The sequence below is a fragment of the Paenibacillus sp. W4I10 genome (assembly GCF_030816325.1).
GTDB classification, from domain to species: Bacteria; Bacillota; Bacilli; order Paenibacillales; family Paenibacillaceae; genus Paenibacillus; species Paenibacillus amylolyticus_B.
Window position 1 is genome coordinate 6755635 of record NZ_JAUSXX010000001.1, and the last position, 18374, is coordinate 6774008.

Genomic DNA, 18374 nt, shown 5'->3' on the forward strand with positions numbered 1-18374 from the left:
CTGTTTCCAATTGTCCTTGTACCGATGTTGTCGTTGTCGTCGTCGTTTCCTGAGTCACAGCGATCCCTCCAATGCTCGTGCGAATTCGTCAATCTCTTCCTTAGTGCGCCGTTCGGTAACAGCAATCAGCATATGTCCGGCAAGCTCCGGATAATCACGTCCGAGTTCGTAACCACCAATAAAGCCTGCATCCAGCAATTTCAACTGAAGGGCATCCAAGTCGGTTCCTTCAGGAAGTTTAATAACAAACTCATTAAATGTTGGTGCATTAAAAGTAAGGCTAACTCCAGGAATTGCAGTTAATGTATTCAGGGTGTAATGACTCTTTTGCAAATTCAGATCCGCGACATCGATCATACCCTGTTTACCCATGATGGACATATACACAGATGCGCTGAGTGCAAGCAAAGCTTGGTTGGAACAGATGTTGGATGTCGCCTTTTCGCGGCGGATATGCTGTTCACGTGCTTGCAGTGTGAGTACAAATCCACGTTTTCCGTTGCGATCCTTGGTCTGGCCTACAATTCGGCCAGGAATTCGGCGCATATGAGGCTGGGATACGGCGAAATATCCGCATGTCGGGCCGCCGAGTGAAGCGGCGATGCCAAGGGGCTGCGCATCACCTACAACGATGTCGGCACCCAGCTTGCCTGGGGCTTCCAGCAGACCCAGCGATAGCGGGTTGGCACTTACAACGAGCAGGCCCTTGTGCGCATGCACGAGGTCGGCAGCCTGCTTCACATTTTCCACGGCACCAAAGAAGTTCGGACTCTGGATCATGACAGCAGCGGTATCGTCCGATATGGCGGCTTGCAAGGCATCCCAATCAGTGACGCCATCCTTATAACCTATCTCGACAATCTCCAGACGGAGTCCGTGCGCATATGCCTGCAATACCTGACGGGCTTCCGGATGAACGGTACGGGATACGATAAGCTGTTTGCGACGAGTTGCCGCTGCGGCCAGGTTTCCTGCTTCCGCAAAGGCAGTTGCACCGTCATACATACTGGCATTGGCTACAGCCATACCGGTTAATTCACAGATGTAGGATTGAAATTCGAAAATGGCCTGTAGTTCACCTTGGCTGATCTCAGGCTGATAAGGTGTGTAGGCAGTGTAGAACTCGGAACGGGAAATGACATGATTGATGACGGAAGGAACATGATGATCATATATACCTGCGCCGAGGAAGCTGGCGTGTGTTTCGAAATTGGCATTGGCACCAGCTTGTTTGGACATGTGCCGTGTCAGCGCATATTCATCAAGTTTGGAGGATACGGGCAGCTCGCCCTGATAACGAATCTCTTTTGGAATGTCCTGAAACAGTTCCTCCAGCGTATCCACACCGATGGTTGCGAGCATGGCATTCTGATCTTGCTCAGTCATGGGAATATAACGGTGCTTGCTCATGCTTGATCAGCTCCTTGAGTAGGTGTCTTTGACGTACGTGTCCGTTTATGAAAAGGGGTCTTCACGACCTCGGCTTTGAATTTCTTCCCTCGGATCTCAATCTCAAGCGGGGTTCCCAGCGCAGCGTAGTTGCTGTCGATGAGGGCAAGCCCCAGATTACGCTTCAATGTAGGTGATTGCGTGCCTGTTGTCACTTCACCAATCTGTACGCCTTCGGCGTAAATCGGATAGTGGGGGCGAGGAATACCGCGCTCCAGCACTTCGATGCCGACCAGTTTGCGGGCAGGCCCGTCATTTTTTTGCTGTAACAAGGCTTCGTGTCCGATAAAAGGTCCGGCATTCAGTTTCACAAACATACCAACGCCAGCTTCTAGCGGAGAGATCGTTGCCGATAATTCCTGCCCATACAGAGGCAGCTTGGCTTCAAAACGTAGCGTATCCCTTGCTCCAAGTCCAGCCGGAACCAGCCCGTGCTCTTCTCCAGCCTGCAATAATCCACTCCAGATCACAGTAGCCTGGTCCGCAGGTACATATAGTTCAAAGCCATCTTCACCGGTATAACCGGTACGGGACAACAGTAATTTTACTCCGCATACTTCAGCATACGGCACAAAACGAAACGGTTCAATCGAGCTTACATCCGTATCTGTAACTTTCCCGATAATGTCTACAGCCAGTGGACCTTGCAAGGCGAGCAGCGCCGTCTGCTCCGAATCGTTGGTCATGCTTACGCCGGGGATCAGGTGCTCTTGCAGCCATGCCCAATCCTTGTCGATGTTGGAGGCGTTAACCACGAGCATATAATGCTGATCTTCCAGCTTATACACGAGCAGATCGTCCACCACACCGCCATCTGGATAACACATCAGGGTGTACTGGGCTTGACCGGGAACCAGCGTGGTCACATCATTGGTCGTCATTTGTTGCAAAAAAACTTCAGCCTGCTCACCCTGTACTGTGAATTCGCCCATATGGGATACATCGAATAGTCCAGCACGCTCACGCACCGCTTCATGTTCTTTCTGAATTCCGCTAAATTGCACCGGAAGCTCCCAGCCTCCAAAATCAATGCACCGTACGCCTTCGTATTGCTGATATAGTGGGAAGAGTGGTGTTCTAAGCAAATCGGACATCAAATCACCTCGTCATGGACCGTCAACCGGCCGGAAATATAATCGTGGATCAATGAAGCAGGGTATTTTTAAATTTTTCAGCTAGATATTTTCATCACATAAGTATGGTAAGCAGCTAGGGCAGCGCCGTTCTACATCCTGTTTTTCGTTTTTTGGGAAAAAGGAAAAGGACAGGCCAAAGAATCGGCATGCCAAGTAGCACGCTGTATTCTAAGGCTCTGTCCCTTGTACCTGAGAGTTACCCCGCCGCGATGTGCAGCAGGTTTCCCCTTGGGTGATCATAACGCCCGCACAGGGCGAATAGATGCTCTCCAGAGTTGCGTCCCGTAAAAGTCCTTTTGCCTGAGAGATTCACCTCCGCTTATCGGTGGTTTACTCCTTCGGCGTTACCTCATGTACATCCCGAATCGGGTGTCACGGGTAATCTCTCCCTTTACATTCATCCGCGGGTATATCATGGTCCAATAAACACATTTACTCCTCTCATTAAAACGTGAATCCACTACCTATGTCAAGAACGATATCATAGATATTGATTTAAAACCGAATGTTTAATATAAATTTAATGTTATTGTTCGTGTATTTATAAAGAGTACGCTTACTATTCTAATATTCACCAGTATATGAAGAAAGAGTGTAATCCGGTTACAGGATTTAGAGGTGTTCAGCAAATAAATTGTGAGGTATCTTGACATTTGAATCAAAAATATCATACGCTATATTCTGGGAAAAAGGTTAAGGTCAAAGAACGCATGCACTCATTAATGAAAAGCGAGGCGGATATCGATGAGCGAATTGAAAAGTGATTTCCTGTACAGTGAAGAGCACGAATGGGTGCAAACCGTAGGGGAGGATACTGTACGTATTGGCATTACCGAGTTCGCGCAGCATCAGCTGGGTGACATCGTGTTTGTGGAATTGCCTGACCTTGAAACCAATGTAAAAGCAGAGGACAGCATTGGAACGATCGAATCGGTCAAAACGGTTTCGGACTTGTTCTCTCCCGTCACAGGTTCAATTATTGCAGTCAATGATTCGTTGCAGGACTCACCTGAACTTGTGAACAGCTCTCCTTACGAGGAAGGTTGGATGATTGAGATCCGTGTTGAGGGAGATCTGACAGCAGCATTGTCTACATTGATGAACGCAGACGCGTATCGTAAACATACGGAAGAATAGTATCAACGAACTTGTACTTATTAACATATATTTTATAACCAAAATGAAATGAGTTTCATATTTTTTTTGACCTGTGTAAGCCGGATGCTTGCACAGGTTTTTTGTGCTTTCCAAGAATGGTTTTGAATACGAATAGAGGCAGATTGGGGATGTAAATCACCTGATTGGACCAAGCTATAGGTTAGAAAATGATTCTCGATATGACAAAAGTCATAGGCAGGAAAAGCCTTGTGTATCAATGGGTTCAGCCATTATGCATTGATTGAAACGATTACATAACCTAATGTTGTCATCATTGTTCATGACGAAAGTACGCTTTCATTTCATTGAACAGGAGAGCATTCTCGCTTAGGATTACAGCAGGGGAGAAATGATACCCCTTTCATAAGTCATAATCACTTGATCCAAGGAGGATAATACAATGAGTAATTTGGACCAATCGTCCAATTCCAAAGGTGGGCTACGGGTAGGTGTGCAGCGTTTTGGCCGATTCCTGAGTGGTATGGTCATGCCGAATATGGGAGCGTTCATCGCCTGGGGATTAATAACGGCCATGTTCATTCCAACAGGCTGGTTCCCCAACGAGACACTAGCACAGCTAGTCGATCCGATGATCAAATATTTGCTGCCACTGTTAATTGGTTACACCGGGGGTACGATGGTGCATGGTCAGCGTGGTGGTGTGGTGGGTGCCATTATGACCATCGGGGTCATCGTGGGTAGTGATATCCCGATGTTCCTCGGTGCCATGATTGCCGGACCACTGGCAGCATGGATCATCAAAAAGTTCGATAAATCCATTGAAGGTAAAATTAGAGCCGGATTTGAAATGTTGGTTAACAACTTCTCAGCCGGTATTATTGGCGGGATCTTGGGGATTATTGCTCTACTGGGCATCGGGCCTGCTGTAGAAGCGATTAGCAAAGTATTGTCCGCCGGGGTACAAGGTCTGATGAATCTGGGCTTGCTACCGCTGGTCAACCTAATTATTGAACCAGGTAAAGTATTGTTCCTGAACAATGCAATCAACCACGGGATTCTGACACCGATTGCAACAGATCAAGCAAGAGAATTAGGGCAATCCGTATTATACATGCTTGAATCGAACCCGGGTCCGGGACTTGGTATCTTGCTTGCTTACTGCTTCTTTGGACGCGGAATGGCCAAATCTTCTGCACCAGGTGCGGTTATCATTCATTTCTTCGGGGGAATTCATGAGATCTACTTCCCTTACATTCTGATGAGACCGATTCTGATTCTTGCTGCAATCGCGGGTGGCGTCGCAGGTACATTAACATTCATGCTAACCGGAGCAGGACTTGTTTCGGCACCATCACCGGGTAGTATTATCGCGTATTTCCTCTTAACACCAAAAGGTGGATACCTGCCGATGCTCGCAGGGGTGCTTGTAGCAGCAGTCGTTTCCTTCCTGGTTGCAGCAGTGTTGCTGAAAACGGGTAAACAAAAGGACGAAGATCTGGAGTCCGCATCCAGTCGGATGAAAGACATGAAGGGTCAAGGAACCGTGCCAAATGCTGGCATTACGGCTAATCATCGTGAAGCAGGCAGAGCCGCAGATATGACTCCTTCTACAGTGAAAACAGATGTGAAGAAGATTGTCTTCTCCTGTGATGCAGGTATGGGGTCGAGTGCCATGGGTGCATCCATTCTACGCAAGAAGATGAAGGCAGAGGGGATTGACGTTACTGTGACCAATACGGCGATCAGTGATATTCCGCCGGATGCAGATGTGGTGATCACACAACAAACATTAACCGATCGTGCTCGCTCCGTTGCGCCGAACGCAGAACATATATCCATCGACAACTTCCTAAAAAGCCCGGAATACGATGCGCTCGTTGAACGTCTAAAGTAATTGCCCGCATTCGTTTTCCCTGAGCCGGAGGCTGAGATATGAGTATTACCAAAAGACAACGTGAAATCGTGGAGTTTCTGCTGGAGCATCCACATGAAGTCACTGCCGGCGAAATCGCCGTTGAAGTAAAGGTCAGTACCAGAACAGTTCACCGGGAGCTGCAAATGATTGAACAATGGCTTGAACCTTTGGGCATGAGGCTGGAAAAAAAATCGGGAACCGGTATTCGAATCGATGCCAGTTCCGATGATCTGGCTGTATTGCGCCAGCAACTAGAGGGTAAAGAATATGTAGAGTTTACGCCAGAAGAGCGTAAGCTCTTCATGCTTTGCATCCTGCTGGATGAACCGGAGCCTGTAAAGTTACTCGCCTTGGCTTCGGATCTTAAAGTGACCGTATCCACCGTAACCACTGATCTGGACGATCTGGAGTCACGGATTCGTCAGGCGGGACTAAAGCTGGTTCGTAGACGTGGATATGGCGTCAAGATTAACGGAAGTGAGACGATTCATCGCACAGCCATAGCTGCACTTGCTCTGGAATTTCTGGATGAGTCCGACCTGTTCGGAAGACAACCTGAACAAGGGGGCTCCATCGTAAACCAAAAATTGCTGGATATGATCGGACATGATGATGTGCTTACGATCGAAAATGCGTTATGGCAACCAGACATCGAATGGCTGGAGAACATCCCGGAACGGCAATACATGAAGCTGCTTATTCAATTATCCGTCGCGGTTGTACGTATTCGTAAAGGCATTGGCATTGGCCGCATACCTCCCCTGGAGAACAAGGGAGATGAAGTCGCAGAGCAGGATGAGATGAAGGTTCCACCTTATATGGCATCCCGCTTGTGTGGTGTGTTATCCACCCAGCTGGGGCTGACATTCTCCCAAGATGAGCAAGCTTATTTTCATAGACTATTAGTTGAGACAGAGCAGCGAATTCACTCTTCGAGGCTGTTGCCAATAGACGACTTGATTTTACTGGACAGGGTACATTCTCTGATTGATCAGATGCAAGCTAGAACGCATTATGCCTTTCATGAGGATCGTTTACTTCGTGAAGGTCTGCTTGGTCATATGCAACCTGTCATGGAGCGAATTGAAGGGCAACAGATGATTCGTAATCCGTTACTGCAGCAGATTCGCAAGGATTATGATTCCCTCTTCGAAGAGGTCAAACAATCCGTGCATCAAGCTTGGCCAGGTACAGACGTTCCGGATGAGGAAATTGGTTTCCTGGTTATGCATTTTGGGGCTTCCATCGAGAGGTTACGTGCATTGAAACGGGAGATCCGGGCGATCATCGTGTGTACAAGCGGAATTGGATCATCACGCATGCTTTCCAGCCGATTGTCCAAGGAGATTCCCGAGATTCGGATCATGGATAGTGTGTCCTGGTATGAAGCTGCCCGGATACCTACAGATCAATATGATCTGGTCTTATCCACTGTTGATCTCCCAATGGATGAGCATCAGTATTACAAAGTGAGTCCCCTGCTTACGGCAGAAGAGAGCGAACGTCTGCGTCATTTTATTAGGACAACAACGTTACAACGACAGCATCACAAGCCGCGGGAGACAGAGGTTCAGACAACAAGTCGTTACTCGGACCCTGATGGAATGGAAGCTATTTTAGTTGAAATCGTCCGAATTATTGGCAAGTTTCAGGTCTACCCGCTGGATAATCAGGATATCGGATTCTATAAAACGGTGTATGCGATGTGCAACGTACTCCATGGATCTGGTGTGTTGAAGGAACCGGAGGAGGTCGCGAAACGGTTGGAGGCACGTGAGGCAGTGGGGAGTCAGAAGATTCCCGGTACAAGACTTGCGCTGTTTCATACACGCAGTGAGGGGATCTACAGGCCGTCCATCAGCTTGTTTCAGCTCACTGAGCCACTCCTTCGTACGCCGGATGATCCGGCAGGAGTTACCCATGTCCTCTTGATGCTCGGTCCTAGAGAATTATCCAAGGAAAGCCTGGAGGTTCTCAGTGAGATCAGCGCACTGTTATTACAGGAAGAAATGATTACATTGCTGGAAAAGGGAATCAGGGATGAACTCATTCATTACCTGTCCCAGGAACTTGTTGGATTTTATCGCAGTAAAACCGAAATTGGAGGTCAACCATTATGAGTATGTTAACAACAGATAAAGTCATCATGAATGCGACGGCTCAGGACAAATACGAAGCGATTCGTATGGCAGGGCAGATTCTGAAGGATGCGGGACATATTACCGCTGATTACATTGAGAAGATGATTGAACGAGAAGAGATTGTCTCGACCTATGTAGGGAACGGACTTGCGATCCCTCATGGTACGAAGGAATCCAAAGCTTTCATTTTATCCACAGGTATCTCTGTCATTCAGTATCCACAGGGTGTTGATTTTGGCGAAGAAAAGGCTTATATGGTCATTGGTATCGCGGCTCAAGGCGGGGAGCATATGGAAATCTTGACTAGCATCGCGGTGATCTGTGCTGAGGATGAGAATATGGAGGCCCTGCGTCTGGCGAAAACAGCCGAAGAAGTAATCGCTATTCTGGAAAGTGAAATGGAGCTATGAGGGCCCTACACTTTGGCGCAGGTAACATTGGACGCGGATTTATCGGCTTGATTCTGTCCCGCGCAGGGTATGAGGTGGTTTTCTCCGACGTGAATCAGACCCTGGTAACCGCTCTTCAGCAACGGGGGCAATATACGGTGGAACTGGCTAACGAGAGCAAGGATCAGGAGACCGTCACAGGCGTAAATGCAATCGATGGAACCCAACTGGAGACGGTTGCCCAAACCGTTGTGGAAGCTGATCTGATTACAACCGCAGTGGGTGTGGGTGTGCTGAAACATATTGCACCAGGGATTGCAAAGGGACTCGAGAAAAGACTGAATTCCGGTCCTGCTCAAAACCCGCTTCACATTATCGCTTGCGAGAACGCCATTGGAGCCAGTACACAATTGAAAGAGCATGTGTATGCTCTGCTCAATAAAGAAGTACGTTCCCTTGCAGATCAGTTTGTCTATTTTCCAGACTCGGCCGTAGACCGGATTGTGCCTATTCAGCATCATGAAGACCCGTTGCATGTACAGGTGGAGCCTTTTTACGAGTGGGTGGTGGATCGTTCCCAGATGGCTCCTGCATTCAAACCGGTTGAGGGCATTGTATATGTCGATGATCTGGAGCCGTATATCGAACGGAAGCTGTTCACGGTTAATACAGGACACTGCGTTGCAGCATATATCGGTAATGTGCACGGGTATGACACGATTCAGAAGGCTATTGCCGACGAGAAGGTGAAATCGATTGTCTACGGTGCTTTGCAGGAAACTGGAAAAGTTCTGGTGAAGCGCTTTGGATTTAATCCTGACGAGCATGAGCAGTATATTGTCAAAATATTGGGACGGTTTGTCAACCCGTATCTTACCGATGAGGTTACTCGTGTTGGTCGTTCCCCGCTGCGCAAGTTGTCTCCGAATGATCGTCTGGTTCGCCCGGCCCTTCAGGCATATGCGGATGGAACTGATACGACTTATCTGGCTATGGGTATGGCAGCAGCCTGCAAGTTCGATGTCTCCGATGATCCGGAAGCAGTTGAACTGCAGAACATGATCCGCGAGAAGGGAATTACAGCAACCCTCCACCATTATACGTCCATGGATGAGCATCATCCGGTGCTTGAACAGGCTGTTGCCCAGTATAACCAAATGTAAGAACAGTGGTAGCCAGCTAACAGTATAGATGAGACATAATGGAAGAAGAGCCATACAGTTGTTAACTGTGTGGCTCTTCTTTTTGTTGGAGTTTATCGGCATAGTCATCCAAACAGCGTTGACATATGCACGATTTTCGGCGCTGCTCTGGCGGAATGCGGTCAAACACACCCTCGGGGAAAGTAGCCCGGTTACACCAGCATTCCGAATGAGGATGTCCTGCGGCATAGGAACAGCGATTAGCTTCCCCGCATAATGGGCAGACAAGAACATCGATATGGATGTGCTCTTGATCGTCTTGTTCTGCTTCTGCAGACATACAGTTCTTCCCTCCCTGTGGAATAGCTACGAGCTGAAGTTAAACATACTGGTCCCAGTATAACAGAAATGTGCCGGTGATTATGGATTTCACTCTGTATATATGACTTCCAGTTCACCACATCTGTTTCTCCCATCGACTATTCTTCAGACGGTAATTCGATCTGTAGGCCTTCCACATGTTTGCGTCCCATCAACTTACGTTTCTTTCGATTTTCCTTTGTTTCTAGCACAATGTCCAAGTCATAATCGTCACCCGGATAAAGCTCATTGGCAGATATATGCAGGGTCAGGCGTTTCTTATGGATTTTTACTTTGCGTCCACGTAACATGACCCCGATATTTCCACGACTATCCTCCACATCACAGACGATGCCCGACTGATTAAGATAGGCTGCATATACCCGATCTCCTTTGCGAAAAGTTTTGGCAGGAGCAGGAGAATCCGACTCTCTGGTTGTTGTCTTTTTGTGGAGAGCGATTGAATTCTTTGAATGCTTCGACTGGTTCTTCCTGGATAACTCTACTGGGTCGTCTGCTTTTGTAACGGAACGCTCAGGCGTCATGGTCGGAGTTTCCAAAGGAGGTGACGTGAACACCAATGTACGATCTCTCGAAATACTTTGATCCGACAGGGACTTGGATCGCTCGATAATTCGCTGTGGCATGCCCAGCTTTAATGCGATGGAATAAGCATAGCTCTCACCAGCTTCTCCGATACGCAATCGATACAGCGGCTGGAGAGAAACAGTGTCAAATTCCATACGAGCATTTTCGAATCCTGGCGTGGCCGCAGCAAAATGTTTGATTTCACCAAAATGCGTTGTCGCCACAACGGTTGCTCCGCGGCTGTGCAGTTCCTCCAGCATGGCGATGGACAGTCCGACACCTTCACCGGGATCTGTGCCGGAGGCCATCTCATCAATGAGCACCAGAGTTGACGTATTGGCCTGTTCCAGGATGCCAATCATATTGCGAATATGTGCAGAGAATGTACTGAGCGCCTGTTCCAAACTCTGCCCGTCACCAATATCAACTGCTACCTCGGTATAAACAGCCATCTCGCCACCTTCCTCCACCGGAATAAGCAAACCCGATTGCATCATCAGGGTGAGCAAACCTAGCGTTTTGAGTGTGACCGTTTTACCACCGGTATTCGGGCCGGTAATAATGAGCGACGAGTACGTTCTGCCGATGGCAAAATCAAGTGGAACCATGGATGAACCCATGAAGGGATGACGTGCACGTTGAAGGCTGATGTGGCCCTGTGTATTGACTCGAACGGTACGTCCGTCCATGGTGGCCGCATATTTTGCTTTGGCAAACAGGAAGTCCAATACACCTACCGTTTCGGTGTTGAGGGCGATTTCACGGTTATACGATTCGGCCAGGGAGGTTAAATCACCGAGAATTCTCATCTCCTCTCTAGACTCCTCCGCTTGTAGAGCGGCCAATTCCATCTGTAAACTTACTAATTCAACAGGTTCGATATATACGGTTTGCCCGCTCCCGGATTCATCCAGTACATTGCCTTTCACCTGTTTACGGAACTCTTTCTTAATGGGCAGAACGGTTCTTCCTCCACGTTGGCTGATGACATGCTCCTGCATAATGGAACGATGTTTACTCACCAGAGAATCAAGCTTTCGTTTCATACGTTCCTCATTCACGGTCATTTTTTTGCGAATACGAGTCAGCTCCTTGCTTGCTTGATCCTGAATGCGTCCACTATGGATGCAACGCTCGATCTCACTCAGCAAAGGTTCGATCAGAATCATGGATGCTGCATAACGACTGACGGTGGGAGCGGCCCCGGATTTGCCCTCCATGTATTTCATAAGCTGTGCACAGCTCCGCAGGAACTGAGCGAGATGACTGAAGTCACGTTCACTGAATAGATAACCGGTGCCAAGCAGATCCATAATGGTCTCCATTCCGTCCAGTGAAGGGAGGGGGATACTGGCGCCAAAACGAATCAACGCAGCAGCTTCTGCTGTTTCTTCCAGGCGAATTTGGATCAGGTGAGCATCTACCATCGGTTTCAGTTCTCTGGCATAACGTTTGCCCAGATAAGACAGGGCGCAGTCTGCAACGTTTTTTTGAATTTGTGGATAACCCAGACTGTTTAATGTGTTCTCATTCATGCGTAATCTCTCCTTGAATTTGAATTGGGATTGCAGTTAGCACGCGAAACATATTCCTGGAAAACGCAAAAAGGGCGGAGAATGAACAAACGTCATTCTCCGCCCTAAACATATGGGAAAGCAAAGTCCACTACAGGTCTATATTAAAAAATCCGCGCTGAACACAGCGCGGAAATAGACCCGGACAATTACAATCCCGGAGGCGATTTATGATATCCGCTGTTCTTAACTAAGTACAGGGATCTGGCGCATCATGAAATACACGTATGCCATATGGGCACAAGCGCAATGAAAGGCCAAACTCCTGAATATGAAACTTGGTTAGTTAAGAACATTCACCGACATTAAAAATCTCTCCTTTGATTGAGGAATATGCAACCAATATATACTGGAAATTGGTTTGAAGTCAACCTTAGAATAAATGAGTGGACTTGAATAAGAATGGGTTTTAAAATAACAATAGTAAAATAATCCAATGAAAGCGATTTAATTTAATAAACATACGTATAAAGGAGGATGCTCTTCTTGCCTAAGTATTTACTGCGTTTGCTCTGCTTTACCCTGATCCTCGGAGCCCTTCCAGTCATTGTTATTGGTTCGGTCTCGTATACGATTGCATCACGTGACATTGAACAGAAAGTACGTGAAAGCAACCTTCAGATATTGCATCAGACCCAAATGCGGGTAGAACAAGTTCTGCGCAGCCTGCAATTATCATCCATCCAGTATGTCAATTCGCCCTTGGTACTTCAAGCGATGAAGAAACCGCTGGACAGCAGCGAATTTCAAGAGATTCGTGACCTGACGTCAGGCTTTAACAACTTGCAAGCGGTTACGAACATTGACCAAGCCTATCTGGTTAATCTAGACGAAGATTGGGTTGTTTCGATGCGTTCTTTTGGCAAATTGGATGATTTCAGCATTCGGGACCGGATTGGTTCTTATCTGACCTACACTAACAGCCTGTTCTGGGTTACTCAGAATGCCAGTTCAGCCAAAGAAAGTGTACCCGTTTCAGCTGGCATGGGTGAACTGACACCCGAACAGGCACCTGCCCTTATATCATCGGATAATGTGGTCAGTATGGTATTCAAAATTCCGATGATACCAACCAATGTGAAACCAAAGGGATTTCTTGTGATTGATATCGCCGATACGGAACTGAGTACGTTTTTGAGCCGAAATAAGAATTCTGGAGATATGTACGTTCTGGATCGGGAGCAAAAGTATTTTCTGAACGATATGCAGCAAGGCGAGAAATATGACGCGCTGAATAAGGAAATTCATGAAATGGTGCAAACGACGGGGGAGCCAGAAGGTTTCTTCAGTGCAGAGGTGGAAGGTAACCAAGTGGCGGTTAGCTATAGGCAATCTCCACTCAATGGCTGGTTATACGTGTCCGTTGTATCTCTTGGACAGATCACGGCCCAGTCACAGAAAATTGCATTGGTTACCGGTGTTGCTACACTGGTCATGTTATGTGTAACGGGATTAGTCGCTATATACGGCAGTCGGCGGATGTATTCACCGATTTCCAGACTGCTGCAATTTACGAAGGGGTTGGATTCTCCAGTTACTCCATCAGGACGCCGTCAGGATGAATTTATCTATATTGAGGAGCAATTGTCAACCTTGTTCAGTTCGGAGAAAACGATGCGTGAGCAGATGAAGGGGCAGCATGTGCATCTTCAAGAGTTTTTTATGACCAAACTGCTAACAGGTAAAATCTCGGAAGAAGATTTCAGATATCAGGGAGAAATGTACGATTTCCCGACAGGGTGGGCGAGTCTTGGTGTACTTATGCTCCAGATCGATACCTTGGAAGGGACCCGATATGAGGAACAGGATCGCGATCTGCTGCTGTTTGCTGTCAACAATATGGTAGGTGAGCTCCTTCCTTCGGCAGTTCGGTTCACCCCGGTCATGCTGGATGATGCTCAGGTCACCGTACTTGCCTCCGAACTCACGGATGAGGTGAAGCTGAAGGAATGGATGCATACCCAGGCAGACTGGATTCGCGAACGTGTCGTGACTTATCTGAATCTGCCCGTAAGTATCGGTATCAGCCGTTCCTACGCTTGTATCGGCGATACACCAAGAGCGGTCCAAGAGAGCCGAGAGGCTCTGCAGGGCCGGGTAAGTCTGGGCAGCCGTATTATTTTGCATTATGAGGATATACAGCCACGTGGTCAGATGGAGGCCGCGTTGTATACCCAGTTACGTATGATCGAGGATCAGCTCGCGTCTGCGCTCAAGCAAGGAGATGAAGAGAAAACGGACACCTACTTTAAGCAATATTTGGGGCTGCTTGCAGACAAGAAGCTTCATTTCAGTGAATACCCCGTCATTATGGTTCAGTTATTGTCTCGTGTATATCAGCTTGTGCAGGAGCAAGGTGGAGATGTGGCTGAAGTACTGGGTGAAAAAGCATCCATGTCACATTTGCTGAAGTTGTCCACATTGGACGAAATGACCAATTGGTTCCGCAAGCGACTGTTCCTGCCAGTCATCCGTTTCTGGCGAGAACAGGAAGAATCCCAATACATGAACATTGCGAGACGCATGATTCGTTTGATCGAGGAACGTTATGACCGTGAATTATCGCTGGAAGCCTGTGCCGCTGAGCTTAATTTTCATCCTGTCTATCTAAGTCGGGTATTCAAGAAGGAAGCTGGAGTCAATTTTACGGAATATCTTGCAGAGTATCGTATGGAAAAAGCGAAGACCTGGCTGCAAACAACAAATCTTAAAATATCGGAGATTGCCGAGAAATTAAACTATACCAATCCAACCGCATTTATCCGTACGTTTCGCAAAATCACAGGAACAACCCCCGGCAAGTACCGGGAGCAGCAGCGATAAAAAAAACCTGCTCTGCCCGCCATGGCAGGCAGGCTTTTTCATGTCCAGGTGTAGGGTGAAGACCGCTTTTCTCCATGAAGTTAAGACAGGAATATAGAGGTTGAAAGCAGTTCATTGCGTTGTTAGATTCTATGAGGGAAATGAGCTAAACCCTTGCTACATAAGGAAAAACAAAAGGCTAAAAGGAGATGATAGCCAGTCATTGGTTTATCCTCCACAATGAAGACATGAATTCAGGAAGTGATATTTTGTAATCGTTTCCAATGTGGGGAGGAAGACAATATGAAAGCCGAAACGGCGGCTCGAACACGGCCCGCTACCCGCAGTGACAAAAACCTGCTGTGGAGGGACATTATCAAAAACCGGTGGCTGTATATCATGTTAATACCGGGTGTGCTTTACTTTGTTATCTTCAAATACATACCCATGTATGGCATCACGATGGCTTTTCAGGATTACACGCCTTACAAAGGCATCTTGGGAAGTGACTGGGTAGGATTCAAACATTTCCAACGTTTCTTTGGAGAACCGCAGTTCTGGACATTATTTCGGAATACGTTTTTACTTGCCATTTATAACATTGTGTTCTTTTTCCCTCTGCCGATTGTACTGGCACTCATGATGAATGAAGTTCGCCGTGAACGCTTCAAACGATTTGTACAAACGCTTGTTTATGTTCCACACTTTGTTTCTTGGGTTGTTGTTGTCGGTGTGTTCTACATGCTGTTCACAACTGAGGGTGGTGCAATTAATGAATTGCTCTATAACCTGACTGGACAAAAAGTGGCGTTCCTGCTTGAACCCGGTTGGTTCCGAACGATGATTGTCGGACAATCCATCTGGAAAGAAGTCGGTTGGGGCACAATTATCTTCCTGGCAGCACTTTCCGGTGTTGATACACAGCTCTATGAGGCTGCCCGGATTGATGGCGCCAATCGGTGGCGCCAAACCTGGCACATTACGTTGCCGGCCATTCGCAGTACAATCGTCATTTTGCTCATTCTGCGTCTGGGCAATTTCCTGGATACTGGCTTTGAACAGATCTTCCTGATGCTGACTCCGACGAACCGGGATGTGGGCGAGGTATTCGATACCTACGTGTACACGAAGGGTCTTACACAGGCACAGTACAGTTATAGTGCTGCTGTCGGGTTGTTCAAATCGGTCGTTGGGCTGGCGCTTGTCCTTGGTGCCAATACGCTGGCCAAAAAATTCGGGGAGGAAGGCGTCTACTAACCCTCGGGATTAGACGTTCTTCACCAGACAGGAGTGAACATTAAGATGCAACAGGATAAAACGTGGGGCAACCGGATCTTTGATTTTGTGAATCATGGCTTGCTGCTGTTGATTGGAATCGTGACGGTCATCCCGTTCATTTATATTTTGGCCGTCTCGTTTACCAGTCCGCATGAAGTGGCTAAGGGAGGATTCATTCTTTTTCCAAAAGAGTTCTCTCTGGCGGCATACCGTTACATTTTCTCTACAGATACTTTGATTCGCAGTCTGGGTGTATCGGTCTATATTACGGTGATCGGTACTTTCATTAACCTGCTGTTTACGTCACTTATGGCCTATCCGCTCTCCAGAAGATACCTACGTGGACGCCAGCCCATTTTGCTCGGTGTATTGTTCACGATGCTCTTCAGTGGCGGGATGATTCCAACATATTTTGTCGTGAAATCCTTGCACCTGACGGATACGTTGTGGTCGCTGATGCTGCCTACTGCCATTAGTGCTTTTAACTTGATCGTACTGAAAAACTTCTTCCAGGCCATTCCCGACGAACTGGAGGATGCAGCCAAAATTGATGGATGTAACGATGTCAGCGTATTGTTCCGGATTGTACTGCCGTTATCCATGCCAGCCATGGCAACCTTTTCACTCTTTTACGCGGTGGCCCACTGGAACAGTTTTTTCAGCGCTGTTATCTATATCAACGATAGTGAGAAGTGGCCTGTCCAAGTCTGGCTGCGTGAGATTGTCATTCTGGCACAGAGCCGAATCGGAGACACAAGTATCGAAGAGACCGAGATCCAGCCGCTTACCATTCGCATGGCGGTTATCGTATTCTCCACAATCCCGATTATGCTGGTATACCCATTCCTGCAAAAGCACTTTGCAAAAGGAGTGATGCTGGGTTCGGTGAAAGGTTGAGTCGTCACATGGTTCAAAGTCAGTTCACTATGACTGCATAAAAAAAGGGAGGTTTTCATGTTATGAAAGCAACAAAAAAGAAAGCCGTAGCTGTTTTAAGCACACTGGCACTGGTGACAGGTTTGCTGGCAGGATGCGGATCAGACGAGGGTCAGGCTGCCGAGGGCGGCGTACAAAATGTGTCCATAGCCATTGCACAGGTGGGTGATGTGCCAAGCAAAGGCAATGAAGTTCAGCAAAAGATTGAAGCGTATACCAATACCAAACTGGATATCCAGTGGATTCCGGCTTCGGCCTATAATGACAAAATTAACGTGATGATCGCTTCAAGTGATATGCCGAAAATTGTGAAAGTGCAATATAACCCAACGGTGACCAGCGCGATGCGTAATGACGTGTTCTGGGAAGTGGGCCCATTGCTGAAAGACTACAAAAATCTGTCGGCACAGAACGAGCGTTTTTTTGACAACATCAAGGTAGAGGGCAAAATCTATGGGGTTCCTGTTTTCTCCGATATTGCGCGAGCTACCGTGATCTATCGCAAGGACTGGTTCGAGAAGCTGAATCTTAAGGTGCCAACCACACCGGATGAATGGTATGAGACGATTAAAACACTGGCAACCTCTGATCCGGATGGAGATGGTCAGGATAATACGTTTGGACTGATGCTTTTCAAAAAATATAATGAGGACCAATATTCCTTCACGACGCGTCTTGGCGTAAGTTTTGGTGCACCTAACAAGTGGAAGGTCGAGGAGGATGGCAGCTTCACGCCGGAATTCATGACACCGGAATATATGCAGGTACTGGATCTGCTGAAACGTTTGTATGACGAGAAACTGCTGAACCAGGACTTTGCCGTATTCGACTCTACAGAAGCGGAGAAAAAGTATGATTCCGGCGTTGTGGGTATCCGTGTTGGTGTTGCGCAGAATGGAAAAAGTCAGCAAGAGCGTCTGTCCAAAAACAATCCGGATGGTGTGGTAGACATCGCTGGTTTGCTTGGGCCGAACGGAGATCGTGTTGCAGGACAGACGGGTAATTCGGGAATTCTGGCATTCCCTAAATCGACGGTGAAATCGGAAGAAGAACTCAAGAACCTGCTCTCCTTCCTGGATAAACTGATGGACCCTGAAATGGCTACCCTGTTGATGCGTGGTATGGAAGACAAACATTACACCAAAGTGGGCGAAGATCAGGTGGAGATGAGTGACTTCGATGCATTCCAGCGTGAAGTGAAACCTTACCGTGACAACCTTCCTTATGTCGAAGGGTATAACGTACCGAAATTGAAGGATACCGAACTGGGTGAAAAAGGTACGGCACTTGCCAAGGAACTTGCGGAGCACGCTGTGCCAAACCCTGCGCTGACTTTGTATTCTCCAACGTATGGTGACCGTGGTGCGGATCTGGATCAGGTGATTGCCGATGCGCAGACCAAATACATCATGGGCAAGATCGATCGAAGTGGCTGGGAAAAGGAAATCGAGAATTGGGGCAATGCGGGTGGAAACAAGATTCGTGAGGAATATGCCGAAGATTACAAAAAACAGGCTCAATAAAGAGCCGGAAGCGGAGGTTTGA

13 protein-coding genes and 2 riboswitches are annotated in these 18374 nt (G+C 47.5%); of the genes, 9 read left to right on the forward strand and 4 right to left on the reverse strand.

The window, feature by feature from the left end; translation table 11 throughout:
• Nucleotides 1-54 precede the first annotated feature (54 nt).
• Both gcvPA and gcvT read right to left on the reverse strand, forming a co-directional pair.
• Nucleotides 55-1410 (reverse strand): aminomethyl-transferring glycine dehydrogenase subunit GcvPA, encoded by a 1356-nt coding sequence (gcvPA, locus tag QF049_RS30325; RefSeq protein ID WP_307542709.1) that lies wholly within the window; start codon nt 1408-1410, stop codon nt 55-57.
• Entirely contained in the window at nt 1407-2543 is a 1137-nt protein-coding gene (gcvT, locus tag QF049_RS30330) for a glycine cleavage system aminomethyltransferase GcvT (protein WP_307542711.1), read from the reverse strand. The genes gcvPA and gcvT overlap by 4 nt, the downstream gene beginning before the upstream one ends.
• Before the next feature lie 216 nt (nt 2544-2759).
• Nucleotides 2760-2860, reverse strand: a riboswitch (glycine riboswitch).
• 3 nt (nt 2861-2863) lie between these two features.
• Nucleotides 2864-2986, reverse strand: a riboswitch (glycine riboswitch).
• Nucleotides 2987-3329: 343 nt separating this feature from the next.
• On the opposite strand from gcvT, the gene gcvH reads away from it, so the two are divergent.
• The 5 genes from gcvH to QF049_RS30355 all read left to right on the forward strand — a co-directional run bounded on the left by gcvH (nt 3330) and on the right by QF049_RS30355 (nt 9312).
• Nucleotides 3330-3722, forward strand: coding sequence for a glycine cleavage system protein GcvH (gene gcvH / locus QF049_RS30335; protein WP_047844042.1), 393 nt, complete (start codon nt 3330-3332; stop codon nt 3720-3722).
• A gap of 421 nt (nt 3723-4143) precedes the next feature.
• Nucleotides 4144-5598, forward strand: coding sequence for a PTS mannitol transporter subunit IIBC (locus QF049_RS30340; RefSeq protein WP_307542713.1), 1455 nt, complete (start codon nt 4144-4146; stop codon nt 5596-5598).
• 38 nt (nt 5599-5636) lie between these two features.
• Nucleotides 5637-7739, forward strand: coding sequence for a BglG family transcription antiterminator (locus QF049_RS30345; RefSeq protein ID WP_307542715.1), 2103 nt, complete (start codon nt 5637-5639; stop codon nt 7737-7739).
• The gene (locus tag QF049_RS30350) at nt 7736-8170 is read left to right on the forward strand and encodes a PTS mannitol transporter subunit IIA (RefSeq protein WP_017686856.1); all 435 of its coding nucleotides are present in this window, start codon (nt 7736-7738) and stop codon (nt 8168-8170) included. Before QF049_RS30345 ends, QF049_RS30350 begins: the two co-directional genes overlap by 4 nt.
• On the forward strand, nt 8167-9312 hold the full coding sequence (locus tag QF049_RS30355) for a mannitol-1-phosphate 5-dehydrogenase (RefSeq protein WP_307542718.1): 1146 nt from the start codon (nt 8167-8169) through the stop codon (nt 9310-9312). Before QF049_RS30350 ends, QF049_RS30355 begins: the two co-directional genes overlap by 4 nt.
• A gap of 61 nt (nt 9313-9373) precedes the next feature.
• Here the strand turns inward: QF049_RS30355 and QF049_RS30360 are convergent, their stop codons facing one another.
• Entirely contained in the window at nt 9374-9631 is a 258-nt protein-coding gene (locus QF049_RS30360; protein ID WP_307542720.1) for a cysteine-rich CWC family protein, read from the reverse strand.
• Between the two features lie 139 nt (nt 9632-9770).
• A complete protein-coding gene (locus tag QF049_RS30365; protein WP_307542722.1) occupies nt 9771-11774 on the reverse strand; it encodes an endonuclease MutS2 in 2004 nt (667 codons plus the stop codon).
• A gap of 525 nt (nt 11775-12299) precedes the next feature.
• On the opposite strand from QF049_RS30365, the gene QF049_RS30370 reads away from it, so the two are divergent.
• From QF049_RS30370 to QF049_RS30385, 4 genes are all read left to right on the forward strand, one after another.
• Entirely contained in the window at nt 12300-14636 is a 2337-nt protein-coding gene (locus QF049_RS30370; protein WP_307542724.1) for an AraC family transcriptional regulator, read from the forward strand.
• A 282-nt stretch (nt 14637-14918) separates the two neighbouring features.
• Nucleotides 14919-15872: an ABC transporter permease gene (locus QF049_RS30375; protein ID WP_017686861.1), complete on the forward strand. Its 954-nt coding sequence runs from the start codon at nt 14919-14921 to the stop codon at nt 15870-15872.
• 45 nt (nt 15873-15917) lie between these two features.
• Nucleotides 15918-16790: a carbohydrate ABC transporter permease gene (locus tag QF049_RS30380; protein WP_062835838.1), complete on the forward strand. Its 873-nt coding sequence runs from the start codon at nt 15918-15920 to the stop codon at nt 16788-16790.
• Nucleotides 16791-16852: 62 nt separating this feature from the next.
• Nucleotides 16853-18352 carry an extracellular solute-binding protein gene (locus QF049_RS30385; protein WP_124115653.1) on the forward strand — a complete coding sequence of 500 codons (1500 nt, stop codon included), beginning with the start codon at nt 16853-16855 and terminating at the stop codon, nt 18350-18352.
• The last annotated feature ends 22 nt before the right edge of the window (nt 18353-18374 follow it).

Bases quoted from the DNA above. Each gene is read 5' to 3' on its own strand.
- gcvPA (WP_307542709.1), bottom strand. From the start codon at position 1,410: ATGAGCAAGCACCGTTATATTCCCATGACTGAGCAAGATCAGAATGCC.
- gcvT (WP_307542711.1), bottom strand. From the start codon at position 2,543: ATGTCCGATTTGCTTAGAACACCACTCTTCCCACTATATCAGCAATAC.
- gcvH (WP_047844042.1), top strand. From the start codon at position 3,330: ATGAGCGAATTGAAAAGTGATTTCCTGTACAGTGAAGAGCACGAATGG.
- QF049_RS30340 (WP_307542713.1), top strand. From the start codon at position 4,144: ATGAGTAATTTGGACCAATCGTCCAATTCCAAAGGTGGGCTACGGGTA.
- QF049_RS30345 (WP_307542715.1), top strand. From the start codon at position 5,637: ATGAGTATTACCAAAAGACAACGTGAAATCGTGGAGTTTCTGCTGGAG.
- QF049_RS30350 (WP_017686856.1), top strand. From the start codon at position 7,736: ATGAGTATGTTAACAACAGATAAAGTCATCATGAATGCGACGGCTCAG.
- QF049_RS30355 (WP_307542718.1), top strand. From the start codon at position 8,167: ATGAGGGCCCTACACTTTGGCGCAGGTAACATTGGACGCGGATTTATC.
- QF049_RS30360 (WP_307542720.1), bottom strand. From the start codon at position 9,631: ATGTCTGCAGAAGCAGAACAAGACGATCAAGAGCACATCCATATCGAT.
- QF049_RS30365 (WP_307542722.1), bottom strand. From the start codon at position 11,774: ATGAATGAGAACACATTAAACAGTCTGGGTTATCCACAAATTCAAAAA.
- QF049_RS30375 (WP_017686861.1), top strand. From the start codon at position 14,919: ATGAAAGCCGAAACGGCGGCTCGAACACGGCCCGCTACCCGCAGTGAC.
- QF049_RS30380 (WP_062835838.1), top strand. From the start codon at position 15,918: ATGCAACAGGATAAAACGTGGGGCAACCGGATCTTTGATTTTGTGAAT.
- QF049_RS30385 (WP_124115653.1), top strand. From the start codon at position 16,853: ATGAAAGCAACAAAAAAGAAAGCCGTAGCTGTTTTAAGCACACTGGCA.